9 protein-coding genes are annotated in these 12,278 nt (G+C 68.5%); all 9 read right to left on the bottom strand.

Annotation, left to right across the window (positions count from 1 at the left end):
• Nucleotides 1-16 precede the first annotated feature (16 nt).
• Nucleotides 17-442 carry a thioesterase family protein gene (locus C265_RS23770; RefSeq protein WP_010814324.1) on the bottom strand — a complete coding sequence of 142 codons (426 nt, stop codon included), beginning with the start codon at nt 440-442 and terminating at the stop codon, nt 17-19.
• Complete coding sequence (locus C265_RS23775; RefSeq protein ID WP_010814325.1) at nt 439-2,127, bottom strand: AMP-binding protein; 1,689 nt, start codon at nt 2,125-2,127, stop codon at nt 439-441. The genes C265_RS23770 and C265_RS23775 overlap by 4 nt, the downstream gene beginning before the upstream one ends.
• 59 nt (nt 2,128-2,186) lie before the next feature.
• Nucleotides 2,187-3,356 (bottom strand): acyl-CoA dehydrogenase family protein, encoded by a 1,170-nt coding sequence (locus tag C265_RS23780; RefSeq protein ID WP_010814326.1) that lies wholly within the window; start codon nt 3,354-3,356, stop codon nt 2,187-2,189.
• Between the two features lie 6 nt (nt 3,357-3,362).
• Nucleotides 3,363-4,214 (bottom strand): enoyl-CoA hydratase family protein, encoded by an 852-nt coding sequence (locus tag C265_RS23785; protein ID WP_010814327.1) that lies wholly within the window; start codon nt 4,212-4,214, stop codon nt 3,363-3,365.
• Nucleotides 4,215-4,246: 32 nt separating this feature from the next.
• A complete protein-coding gene (locus C265_RS23790) occupies nt 4,247-5,050 on the bottom strand; it encodes an SDR family NAD(P)-dependent oxidoreductase (RefSeq protein WP_010814328.1) in 804 nt (267 codons plus the stop codon).
• Nucleotides 5,047-7,401, bottom strand: a complete 2,355-nt coding sequence (locus C265_RS23795) for a bifunctional salicylyl-CoA 5-hydroxylase/oxidoreductase (protein WP_010814329.1) — start codon at nt 7,399-7,401, stop codon at nt 5,047-5,049. The genes C265_RS23790 and C265_RS23795 overlap by 4 nt, the downstream gene beginning before the upstream one ends.
• A 171-nt stretch (nt 7,402-7,572) precedes the next feature.
• Nucleotides 7,573-9,465, bottom strand: coding sequence for a propionate--CoA ligase (locus C265_RS23800; protein ID WP_010814330.1), 1,893 nt, complete (start codon nt 9,463-9,465; stop codon nt 7,573-7,575).
• 186 nt (nt 9,466-9,651) lie between these two features.
• Nucleotides 9,652-11,343 (bottom strand): transglycosylase SLT domain-containing protein, encoded by a 1,692-nt coding sequence (locus tag C265_RS23805; protein ID WP_037025174.1) that lies wholly within the window; start codon nt 11,341-11,343, stop codon nt 9,652-9,654.
• 133 nt (nt 11,344-11,476) lie between these two features.
• Complete coding sequence (gloB, locus tag C265_RS23810; RefSeq protein ID WP_010814332.1) at nt 11,477-12,277, bottom strand: hydroxyacylglutathione hydrolase; 801 nt, start codon at nt 12,275-12,277, stop codon at nt 11,477-11,479.
• Nucleotide 12,278: the final 1 nt, after the last annotated feature.

The following is a 12,278-nucleotide window of genomic DNA, read 5'->3' on the forward strand; positions in this document are numbered from 1 at the left end:
AATGGAATTCGGGGATTCAGGCCGTCGCGACCAGGTAGGCCGACATGGCCTCGCGCACGGCATCGGGCAGCGGCTGCGGAGCAATCGAGCCGGTATCGACGCAGACCAGCCGCTGCGTCACTTCCATGCGGGTATCGTCATGCGGGCCGGCGAAGCGGATCGCGAGGGTAAAGCTGGACTGGCCCAGCTTCAGCACGCGCAGTTCCCGCGTCAGCACCTCGCCCAGCCGGCTCGGAGCCAGGAAGCGGCACTCCAGCTCGGCGGTCGGCACGCCAGTTCGGCCCTCGCCATGCATGGCGTCGAAGGGCCAGCCCAGCGCCTCGCTGAACCAGTCTTCGATCAGGTCGTTGAGCATCTCGAAATAGCGCGGGTAGAACACGATGCCCGCGGCGTCGCAGTGCTTGAAGCGCACCAGGACGGTGCTGCGGAACACGGGGCTCATGGCTTCCCCGCCTGGTTGACGCCGCCATTGCCGCCGCCATTGCCCTGCTCCGCCATCTGCCGCAGCCGGAAGCGCTGCAGCTTGCCGGTCTCGGTGCGCGGCAGCGCCGGCACGAACACAATACGGCGCGGATACTTGTAGGGCGCGATCTGGCGCTTCACGTAGTCCTGCAGCGCGGTGCGGGTAGCGTCGTCCGCCGCCACGCCCTCGCGCAGCACCACATAGGCCATCACCACCTGGCCGCGCCCGTCGTCGGGCGCGCCGACCACACCGCATTCGGCCACTGCCTCGTGCTGCATCAGTGCGCTTTCCACCTCCGGCCCGGCGATGTTGTAGCCGGCCGAGATGATCATGTCGTCCGAACGCGCCTGGTAGAAGTAGTAGCCGTCCTCGTCAACGAAAAAGGTATCACCCGGCAGGTTCCAGCCCGCCTTCACATAGTTGGACTGGCGCGGATCGTCCAGGTAGCGGCAGCCGGTTGGCCCCTGCACCGCGAGCTTGCCGACCTGCCCCGGCGGCAGGGGCTGCATGTTCTCGTCGACGATCTGCACGACATAGCCCGGCACCACGCGCCCGATCGCGCCCGGCCTGACCTCGGCGCCGGCGCTGGAGATAAAGATATGCATCATCTCCGTGCCGCCGATGCCGTCGGTCATCTCGATGCCGGTGGCCGCCTTCCAGCTCTGGCGCGTGGCGTCCGGCAGGGCTTCGCCGGCCGACACGCTCTTCTTCAGGCTGGACAGGTCGTAGCGCGGCGCCAGCGCTGCCATCTGCCGGTAGAAGGTCGGGGCGGTAAAGACGATGGTGGCGCGGAAATCCTGGATCAGCCCGAGCAGCGTCTCTGGCGTCAGCTTCTCGGCCAGCACGGCGCTGGCGCCGATGCGCAGCGGGAAACACAGCATGCCGCCCAGCCCGAAGGTGAACGCGATCGGCGGTGTGCCGCAGAACACGTCGTCGGGCTGCGGGCGTAGCACGTGGCGCGGGAACAGGTCGCACATGGCCAGCACGTCGCGATGGAAGTGCATGGTGCCCTTGGGCTGGCCGGTGGTGCCGCTGGTAAAGGCGATCAGGCAGACGTCGTCGCTGGCGGTGTCGCAGGCCTCGAAGGCATCCGGCTTGCCCGCCATCGCCGCCTCCAGCGAACCCTCGCCTTCACCGTTGAAGTACAGCGTGCGCGCCAGGCTCGGGCAGTGGAATTCGCCGCCCGCCTGCTGGTTGGCATCGAGTTCCTCGCGCAGCCGCGCATCGCACAGCGCGGCGCCGACCTGGGCCTTGTCGATGATCTGCTTCAGTTCCTTGGCGCGCAGCAGCGGCATGGTCGGCACCGCGACCAGGCCCGCCTTGAGCGTGGCCAGCCAGCTGGCGGCCATCATCAGGTTGTTGGGCCCGCGCAGCAGCACGCGATTGCCGGGCACCAGCTGCATGTCCTCGACCAGCACATGGGCGATGCGGTTCACCAGCGCCGCCAGCTGCGCATACGTGACCGTCTCGATCTGTCCGTCGCGGCGATGGCGGATGGCGATGCGCTCGCCGCGGCCTTCGCGCACGTGGCGGTCTACCAGCTCCACCGCGGCATTCATCCGCTCAGGGTAGTCGGTATCGTCATTGAAGCGGAACACCGGCCACATATCGGGCGGCGGCAGGCGGTCGCGCGCGAAGGTATCGAGGTGGGCTGTGGTCGCCATGGCTTGTCTCCTGTCTGCTCTGTATCGGTACGGCAGTTCGTGGGTGGCACGCGGGGGCGTCAGGCTTTGCGCCCGGCCAGCGTCTCGCGCGCAATGATCAGCTTCTGCACTTCGGTGGCGCCTTCATAGATGCGCAGCGAGCGGATCTCGCGGTACAGGCTTTCCACCCGCGTGCCGACCTTGACGCCCAGGCCGCCGAACATCTGCACCGCACGGTCGATCACCTGCTGTGCGTTCTCGGTCGCCACCATCTTGGCCATGGCCGCCTCGCGCGTGGTGCGCTGGCCCTTGACATCGCGCAGCCAGGCCGCGCGGTAGGTCAGCAGCGCCGCGGCGTCGATCGCGGTGGCCATGTCGCCGATGGCGGCCTGGGTCAGCTGCAGGTCGGCCAGCACGCCGCCGAACATCGGGCGCGCGCAGGCGCGCGCCAGAGCGTCGTCAAGCGCGGCGCGGCCAAAGCCCAGCGCAGCCGCCGCGACCGAGGCACGGAAGATGTCGAGCGTCATCATCGCCACCTTGAAGCCCTGCCCCGCCTCGCCCAGCCGGTTGCCCACGGGCACGCGGCAGTCGTCGAAACGCAGCGTGGCGAGCGGGTGCGGCGCCATCACGTCGATGCGCTCGGCGATGGTCAGGCCCGGCGTATCGGCGTCCACCACAAAGGCGGAGATGCCGCGCGCGCCCGGCGCCTCGCCGGTGCGCACGAACACGCAGTAGAAGTCGGCAATGCCGCCGTTGGAAATCCAGGTCTTGGCGCCATCGATCACATAGTGGCTGCCGTCGTCCGACAGCCGTGCGCTGCACTGCATGGCGGCCACATCGGAGCCGGCCTCTGGCTCGGACAGCGCAAACGCGGCAATCGCCTCGCCGCGGGCCACGCGCGGCAGGTAATGCGCACGCAGCGCATCGCTGCCGGCCAGCGAGATCGCGCCCGAGCCCAGCCCCTGCATGGCAAAGGCAAAATCGGCCAGGCCGTCATGGCGCGCCAGGGTCTCGCGCAGCAGGCACAGCGAGCGCGAATCCAGCGCCGGCAGCGCGCCGCCGTGCGCGGCCGGCACGCAGTAGCGCAGCCAGCCGGCCTCGCCCAGCTGGCGCACCAGCGCGCGGCAGGCGGCGTCGGTATCGCCGTGGTCGACATGGAGGTGTTGCGCGCACCAGGCGTCCAGTTCGCGCTCCAGTGTGCGGTGCGCGTCGTCGAACAGCGGCAGGTCGAGATAGGTCTTGTCGGACATGGCGCTTCAGTCCCCTTCGAACACCGGCTTGGTCTTGGCGACGAAGGCCTCGTAGGCGCGGCGGAAGTCGCGCGTCTGCATGCAGATGGCCTGGGCTTCGGCCTCGGCCTCGATGGCCTCGTCCAGCCCCATGTTCCATTCCTGGTGCAGCAGCTTCTTGGTCACACCATGCGCAAAGGTCGGGCCGGCGGCCAGTTGCGCGGCCAGCGTCTGCGCCTGGGCCAGCACCGATTCGGATGGATGCAGCGCATTGAAGAAGCCCCACTGCAGGCCCTCTTCAGCGCTCATCGAGCGGCCGGTGTAGAGCAGCTCGCTGGCACGCCCCTGCCCGATCACGCGCGGCAGCAGCGTGCACGCGCCCATGTCGGCGCCGGCCAGGCCGACGCGCGTGAACAGGAACGCGGTCTTGGCCTGCGCCGTCCCCAGGCGCATGTCGGAGGCCAGCGCCATCATCGCGCCGGCGCCGGCGCAGATGCCGTCGACCGCGCTCACCACCGGCTGCGGGCAGGCGCGCATGGCCTTGACCAGGTCGCCGGTCATGCGCGTGAAGTCGAGCAGCTCAGGCATGGTCATGCGCGTGAGAGGCCCAATGATCTCGTGCACGTCGCCGCCCGAGCAGTAGTTGCCGCCCGCGCCCGTCACCACCACCGCCTTGATGTCGCTGGCATAGCACAGGCCGCGGAACAGATCGCGCAGCTCGGCGTAGGAATCGAAAGTCAGCGGGTTCTTGCGCTCCGGCCGGTTCAGCGTCACGGTGCCGACCTTGCCGTCGCCGGACACCGACCACAGGAAGTGCTCCGGCTGGTAGCCGGCAAAGCTGCGCTTGTGGTGGCGCATGTCGAGTGCGATCTCTGTCATGGGTTCTCTCTCAGGTCCTTGTTCTGTCGTTGTCAGCCGGCCATCACCTCGCCGCCGGCCACCGGGATTGCCTGGCCGGTGATCGCCGCGGCGGACGGCTGGCACAGCCAGGCCACGGCGTCGGCCACTTCCTCGGGCTGCACCAGGCGGCGCTGCGGATTGCGCGCGGCCAGTTCAGCGCGGGCCTCGGTTTCAGTGCGGCCGGTCTTGCCGACGATGTTGGCCACCGCGTCGCGCACGATGTCGGTTTCGGTATAGCCCGGGCAGACCGCGTTGACGGTCACGCCCTTGGCCGCGGTTTCCAGCGCCAGCGCGCGCGTCAGGCCGATCACCCCATGCTTGGCCGCGCAATAGGCACTGACATAGCCATAGCCGATCAGGCCGGCCGTGCTCGCCACATTGACGATACGGCCCCAGCCCGCGTCGAGCATCGCCGGCAGCGCCGCCTGCGTGCACAGGAAGGTGCCGGTCAGGTTCACGTCCAGCATGCGCTGCCACAGCGCGGCATCGGTCTTCAGGAACGGTGCGCTGTGCGCCTGGCCGGCATTGTTGACCAGCATCGACACCGGGCCGGACTGTTCCGCGGCGGCGGCGAAGGCGCGTGCCACGCTGTCGGCATCGGCAATATCGGCCGTGACAAAGGAGACTACGGCGCCTGCGGGGGCGACCTCACGCAGCGCTTGTACAGTCGCCTGCAACGCGCCGGCATCGCGGCCCAGCAGCGTCACGCTGGCGCCGTCGGCCAGCAGCCGGCGCGCGATTGCCGCGCCGATGCCGCGCCCGCCGCCGGTGACCAGCGCGTGGCGCCCTGACAATGAACCCGTGCTGCCCGTCATCCCTGCTTCTCCTGCGCCGCGGCGCGTTCCAGGTTGGTTTCAAGTTGCCGCTTGCCGGCCTGGTACTGCTTGGGCCAGGTGATATCGCGGTAGCCGATGCGCGCCGCTTCCTGCAGCGTCCAGGCCGGGTTGGCCAGGTGCGGCCGCGCGATCGCGCACAGGTCGGCACGGCCCGCGGCGATGATCGAGTCGACATGGTCGGCCTCGAAGATCGCGCCCACGGCAATGGTGGCGATGCCGGCCTCGTTGCGGATGCGGTCGGCAAACGGAGTCTGGTACATGCGGCCGTAGACCGGAGCCTGGTCCGGGCTGACCTGGCCCGACGAGCAGTCGATCATGTCGGCGCCGGCGGCCTTGAACGCGCGTGCGATCTCGATCGCATCGTCGGGGGTGATGCCGCCTTCGACCCAGTCGTGCGCCGAGATGCGCACCGACATCGGCTTGTGTTCCGGCCACACTTCACGCACCGCGGCAAACACCTCCAGCGGGTAGCGCAGCCGTGCGGCCAGCGAACCGCCGTATTCATCTTCCCGCGTATTGGTCAGCGGCGAGATAAAGCTCGACAGCAGGTAGCCATGCGCGCAATGCAGTTCCAGCCAGTCGAAGCCGGCCTCGGCGGCGCGGCGCGCGCTGGCGACGAAGTCATCGCGCACACGGTCCATGTCTGCGCGCGTCATCTCGCGCGGGGTCTGCGACTCGCCCGGCAGGTAGGGCAGCGGCGAGGCCGAGATCACCGGCCAGTTGCCTTCCGACAGCGGATGGTCCATTGCCTCCCAGCCGAGCTGGGTCGAACCCTTGCGGCCCGAGTGGCCGATCTGCATGGCGATGCGCGCATCGCTGTTGGCATGCACGAAGTCGACGATGCGGCGCCAGGCGTCGCGCTGCGCGTCGTTCCACAAACCCGGGCATCCCGGCGTGATGCGCGCATCGGGCGACACGCAGGTCATCTCCGCCACCACCATGCCGGCGCCGCCCAGCGCGCGCGAACCCAGGTGGACCAGGTGGAAGTCGCCGGGCACGCCGTCGGTGCATGAGTACATCGCCATCGGCGACACCACCACGCGATTCTTCAGCGTGACGCCGCGCACGCGGAACGGCGTGAACATCGGCGGCAGCGGCTGGTGCTCACGCAGTTGCAGGCTTTCCGGTTGCACGCCGGCCTGCCGCGCCAGCCAGTGCTCGAACTGCGCCACGTAGTCCGCATCGCGCACGCGCAGATTCTCATGCGAGATGCGCTGCGAGCGGGTCAGCAGGGAATAGGCGAACTGCTCCGGCGGCAGGCTGCCCGCGTAACGCTCGACGTTCTCGAACCATTCGGTCGAGTTGCGCGCCGCGTTCTGGATCTTCAGCACTTCCACGCCGCGCGTGGCTTCGTAGCGCGACAGTGCATCGGGCAGGCCGTCATGACCCCTGCCACGGATTTCCTCGGCCAGGTCAATCGCATCTTCCAACGCCAGCTTGGTTCCCGAACCGATCGAGAAGTGCGCGGTGTGCGCGGCATCGCCCATCAGCACCACCGGCACGCGGCGGCCGTCGGGCAAGGTGTTCCAATGCACCCATTGGCGGCAGATCACGCGCGGGAAGCGGATCCAGATCGCCGAGCCGCGCAGGTGCGCCGCATTGGTGATCAGCTTGTTGCCGTCGAGGTAGCGCGCGAACAGGCGCTCGCAGTAGGCCACGCCCTCTTCCTGGCTCATCTGCTCGATGCCCGCGGCGCGCCAGACCGACTCCGGGGCCTCGACGATAAAGGTCGAGGTGGTGTCGTCAAAGCGGTAGGCGTGCGCCTGGAACCAGCCGTGCTCGGTCTTCTCGAAGGCAAAGGTGAAGGCGTCGAACAGCTTGTGCGTGCCCATCCAGACAAAGCGGCACTGGCGCGTGTCGATGTCAGGCTGGAAGGTGTCGGCGTAGCGGGTGCGGATGCGGCTGTTCAGGCCGTCCGAGGCGATCACCAGGTCGGCCTGGTATTGCATCGCCAGCGCCTGGTCGTCGGACACATCGGTCTCGAACACCAGCTTCACGCCCAGCGCCTCGCAGCGTGCCTGCAGGATATTGAGCAGGCGCTTGCGGCCGATGCCGATAAAGCCATGGCCGCCGGAGCGGATGGTGCGCCCGCCGATATGGATGTCGATATCGTCCCAGTGGTTGAAGGCCGCGTTGATCTCGGCCGCGCTGACCGGGTCGGCTTGCTTCAGGTTGTCCATGGTGGCGTCAGAGAACACCACGCCCCAGCCGAAGGTGTCGTAGGGCCGGTTGCGCTCGACCACGATGACCTCGTTGGCCGGATCCTGCAGCTTCATCAGCAGCCCGAAGTACAGGCCTGCCGGGCCACCACCAATACAAAGCACTCGCATCTGTCGCCTCCTGCCGGCTGCGCCGGGCACCTTTGCCCAGGATCACACCGCCATCTAGATGATGTCTAAATATTTTATACTTCAAATATTAGACTGCATCACGGCCGATGGCAAGGGCGGGAGGCGGAGTGCCCCGCACGGCACCCGCATCCCACGCCCTCAGCCCGCCATCTAGCCTTTCAGCGCTGCCTGCAACTGTTCCAGCGCACCCGGGTCCTCGATCGTGGTCAGGTCGCCCGGATCGCGCCCTTCGGCCACCGCCTGCATGGCGCGCCGCAGCAACTTGCCGGAGCGGGTCTTGGGCAGTGCATTGACAAAGAATACGCGCGCCGGCCGCGCCACGGCACCCAGTTGCTGCTCCACCGTCTTCATCAACTCGCCCTCCAATGCCAGCCGCGCTTCGGCCGTGGCCGTGCGCGCCGGATCGCGGGCGATGCAGAAGGCCATCGCCACCTGCCCCTTGAGCGCGTCCTGCACGCCCACCACCGCCACCTCGGCCACGGCAGCGTTGGACGACAGGCTTTCCTCGATCTCGCGGGTGCCCAGCCGGTGGCCGGCAACGTTGATTACGTCGTCGGTGCGGCCCAGGATAAAAACATAGCCGTCGGCGTCGCGCACGCCCCAGTCGAAGGTCGAATAGCACAGCCGGTTCGGCACCGCCTGCCAGTAGGTGCGCACGAAGCGGTCGTCGTCGCCCCAGACCGTGCTCATGCATCCCGGCGGCAGCGGGCCGTCGATGGCGACCACACCCTTCTGCCCCGGCGGGCATTCAGCGCCGGTGTTCTCGTCGACGATCTTCAGGTCATAGCCGTAGGCGGGCACGCCGGGCGAGCCCAGCTTGGGCGGCAGCGCCTCGATGCCGCGCTGGATCGCGAGGATCGGCCAGCCGGATTCGGTCTGCCAGTAGTTGTCGACCACGGGCTTGCCCAGGCCGTCCTGGATCCAGCGCGCGGTGGGCTCGTCCAGCGGCTCGCCGGCCAGGAACAGCAGGCGCAGGCTGGACAGGTCGTAGCGGGTCAGCCAGGCCGGGTCCTGCTTCTTCAGCACGCGGATCGCGGTCGGCGCGCTGAACATCAGGTTGACCTTGTATTGCTCCACCAGCCGCCACAGGATGCCACCGTCGGGGCGGATCGGCGTGCCTTCATACATCAGCGTGGCCATGCCGGCCAGCAGCGGGCCGTAGACGATATAGCTGTGCCCCACCACCCAGCCGATGTCCGACGCGGTGAACATGGTGTCGCCGGGCTTGCCGCAGAAGATGTATTCCATCGAGGTGGCCAGCGCCACCGCGTAGCCGCCGGTATCGCGCTGCACGCCCTTGGGCTTGCCGGTGGTGCCGGAGGTGTATAGCACGTACGACGGCTCGCTCGATTCCAGCCACACGCACGGCACCTGCACGCCGGCCACGCGTTCGCGCCAGGCGGCGTAGTCCTCATCGCGGCCCTCGGTACGGGGCATTTGCGCCAGTTGCCGGTCCACCAGCAGCACCTTCCCGGGCTGGTGCGACGACAGCCGGATGGCCTCGTCCAGCAGCGGCTTGTAGGGCACCACCTTGCCGGCACGCGAGCCGGCGTCGGCACTGACCACCACGCGCGGCCGGGCATCCTCGATGCGCGCGGCCAGGCTGACCGAGGCAAAGCCGCCGAACACCACCGAATGGATCGCGCCGATGCGCGCGCAGGCCAGCATGGCAAAGGCGGCTTCCGGGATCATCGGCATGTAGATCAGCACGCGGTCGCCCTTCTGCACGTCCAGGCCCTGCAGGATCGCGGCCATGCGGCTGACTTCGTCGTGCAGCTCGGCGTAGGTAAAGGTGCGGGCCTGGTCGGTCTCGGTCGAGACCCAGTGCAGCGCCGGCTGGCTGGCGCGGGCCGCCAGGTGGCGGTCGACCGCGTTGTGGCACAGGTTGGTGCGCCCGCCGACGAACCAGCGCGTAAAGGGCGCGCGGCTGTTGTCGAGCACCTGGCCGAACGGGGTTTCCCAGTCGATGCGCGCCGCCTGTTCGGCCCAGAACCCCTCGGGGTCGGCCAGCGAACGGGCATGCACGGCATGGCTTGCCGTCATGTCTGTCTCCTCCGCGTCTGCGGTCATTGTGATGATGACCGTAGTTTGCCACCGGCGCGGGTGCGCGTGGACACAGATTCGGAGAGGGGCGCGCGGGCCCCGGGGGCCGGCACATGAAAAAAGGGGCGTGCCGACGGCATCGCCCCTTCTTGCGCCATGCGGCGGACCAGCCGGCGCCCGCATTCGTCAGCGGGCCTTGGCCCCCTTGGCGCCGGCCTTGGCCGACGCCTTGACGTTCGGCCCCGGCTTGGACTCGCGCACCACGCGCGCCGGCGTCGCCTTGACTGCCGTGCGCCGCGAGGCCGCCTCGACGGTGACGCGCTTGCGCGGCTCCGCCTTGCCCGCCTTGCCCTTGGCCGAGACCCGCACGATGCCGCCCTTGCTGCTTCGCTCGGAACGCTCTGCACGGTCGGCGCGCTCGGCACGGTCGGCCTGTTCGGCCCGCGCCGCCCGCACCGCGCCGGCGCCGCGCACCGGCACCATCAGCACCAGGCTCTGCCCGGCGACCAACTTGGTGCCGGAGAGCTTGTTCCACGATTGCACCTGCCCCGCCGAGACGCCATAGCGCCGCGCCACCGAGGCCACGGTGTCGCGCCGCCCGGCACGCACCACCACGCGGCGCGCATCCGGCAAATCAGGCTCCATCGCCAGCATGGCACTGTCGGCCAGGGTCGCGCTGATATCCTGGTCGTGGCGGCCCGAGCGCGGGATCATCACGGTCGAGCCGGCCTTCAGGCGCATGCCTTTCGGGATGCTGTTGATCTCGCGCAGCGTATCGGCGTCGACGTTCAGCCGTGCCGCCAGCGCTTCGATACGCTCGCGGCTGTCCACCGTCACCGCCGACCAGCTCGACAACCCGCCGCGGTAGGTGTTCAGGTTGTACTGGAAGCGCTCGGCGTTATCGAACGGCAGCAGGATCTGCGGGTTGGACGCGCCCAGGATCACCGGCCGGTTGAACGACGGATTGAGCGCCTTGAATTCCTCTACCGACATGTCCGCCAGCTTGGCCGCCAGGTTCACGTCGATATCGCGCGAGGTGGTCACCGTGACAAAGTACGGGTGGTCCGGGATCTCGGGCAGCTTGACGCCATACGCAGCCGGGTTGGCGATGATGTTCTTGACCGCCTGCAGCTTCGGCACGTAGTAGCGCGTCTCGTTGGGCATGGGCAGGCTGGCGTAGTCGGTCGGCAGCCCGCGCGCCTGGTTGCGTGCGATCGCGCGCGACACCGCGCCCTCGCCCCAGTTGTAAGCCGCCAGCGCCAGGTGCCAGTCGCCGAACATATCGTAGAGCCGCGCCAGGTAGTCCAGCGCGGCGTCGGTCGAGGCCAGCACGTCGCGGCGCTCGTCACGGAACATGTTCTGCTTCAGGTTGTACGACTTGCCGGTACTCGGGATGAACTGCCACATGCCCGCCGCCTTGGCGGTGGACTGCGCCTGCGGGTTGAACGCGCTCTCGACGAACGGCAGCAGCGCCAGCTCGGTCGGCATCTTGCGCCGTTCCAGCTCTTCTACGATGTGGTACAGGTAGCGGCTTGAGCGCCCGACCATCCGTTCCATGTATTCCGGCCGCTGCGCATACCACTGGGTGCGGTCATCGACCAGCGTGCCCTCCAGGTCCTGCATGGCAAAGCCGCGCCGGATGCGATCCCAGATGTCGTTGGACGGGCCGCGCAGCCAGTCCAGGCCACCCTGGTCGACATTGATCGTGGATGCGGAAGAAAGCGCCGATTTGTCGATGAGCGAGTTGAGCGGGTCCTGGCGCTTGGCGGTCTGGGCGGTCGCGGCGCCGTTGGCGCCATCAGGCGGCGTTGGGGTGCTGGCGCACGCTGCAAGCAGCGCGGCGCACGCGACCACCGCCAGTAATCGACCAATTTTCATTAAGTTCTCGAATCGTGACGCCAAAAGGATGCGTGATGCTAAAAAAAACCGCGTATCGCGTCAATCAGATTTTCCATATGGCCAGTATCCGCCGGGCAGCCGGAAAGCCTTGCGGCGCAAGGCCCGGCAGGGTTCAGCGGAAATTGTCCTTCCAGCCGCGCAGCGCACCGAAGGCCTGCGCATCGCCCGTGGCGGCCCCGCCCTGCGCCGCCACCGCCGCGCGCACCGCGGGCTCGCGCGAGCGCAGGAAGGGATTGACCTCGCGCTCATGAGCGATGGTGGTCGGCAGCGTCGGCTGGTCCGCCGCGCGCAGCGCGTCGACCCGCTGCTCCCATGCCGCCAGCGCGGCATTGGCCGGTTCCACCGCCCGTGCAAAGCGCACATTGCTGCGCGTATATTCGTGCGCGCAATAGACGCGGGTATCGCCCGGCAGTGCCGCCAGCTTGTCGAGCGAGTCCAGCATCTGTGCCGGCGTGCCTTCGAACAGACGCCCGCAGCCACTGGCAAACAGCGTATCGCCACAGAAGACCGCCGGGCCGGCTTCGCCCAGGTCGCCCACATAGGCGATATGGCCGGCGGTGTGCCCGGGCACGTCCAGCACGCGCAGCGTCAGCGCCGGCGTCTCCAGCGTCACGACATCGCCTTCGCGCAGGGCCCGGGTGCGCCCGCCAATGCGTTCGCCGGCGGGCCCCAGCACCGGCATCGGCGCGCCCGACGAGGTGCGCGGGTGCGCCGCCAGCAACTCGGCTACCCCGCCCTGGTGATCGCCGTGGTGATGGGTGATTACAATAGCGCCCAGAGCCAGACCGCTTTGCGCCAGGAAGCGCTCCACCGGCGCGGCCTCGCCGGGATCGACCACGGCGGCGCTATGACCGTCGTGGATGGCCCAGATATAGTTATCCTGGAACGCCGGGATCGGCTCAACCTTCAACATG

It is taken from the genome of Cupriavidus sp. GA3-3 (assembly GCF_000389805.1).
Taxonomy (GTDB): Bacteria; Pseudomonadota; Gammaproteobacteria; order Burkholderiales; family Burkholderiaceae; genus Cupriavidus; species Cupriavidus necator_D.

Bases quoted from the DNA above. Each gene is read 5' to 3' on its own strand.
- C265_RS23770 (WP_010814324.1), bottom strand. From the start codon at position 442: ATGAGCCCCGTGTTCCGCAGCACCGTCCTGGTGCGCTTCAAGCACTGC.
- C265_RS23775 (WP_010814325.1), bottom strand. From the start codon at position 2,127: ATGGCGACCACAGCCCACCTCGATACCTTCGCGCGCGACCGCCTGCCG.
- C265_RS23780 (WP_010814326.1), bottom strand. From the start codon at position 3,356: ATGTCCGACAAGACCTATCTCGACCTGCCGCTGTTCGACGACGCGCAC.
- C265_RS23785 (WP_010814327.1), bottom strand. From the start codon at position 4,214: ATGACAGAGATCGCACTCGACATGCGCCACCACAAGCGCAGCTTTGCC.
- C265_RS23790 (WP_010814328.1), bottom strand. From the start codon at position 5,050: ATGACGGGCAGCACGGGTTCATTGTCAGGGCGCCACGCGCTGGTCACC.
- C265_RS23795 (WP_010814329.1), bottom strand. From the start codon at position 7,401: ATGCGAGTGCTTTGTATTGGTGGTGGCCCGGCAGGCCTGTACTTCGGG.
- C265_RS23800 (WP_010814330.1), bottom strand. From the start codon at position 9,465: ATGACGGCAAGCCATGCCGTGCATGCCCGTTCGCTGGCCGACCCCGAG.
- C265_RS23805 (WP_037025174.1), bottom strand. From the start codon at position 11,343: ATGAAAATTGGTCGATTACTGGCGGTGGTCGCGTGCGCCGCGCTGCTT.
- gloB (WP_010814332.1), bottom strand. From the start codon at position 12,277: ATGTTGAAGGTTGAGCCGATCCCGGCGTTCCAGGATAACTATATCTGG.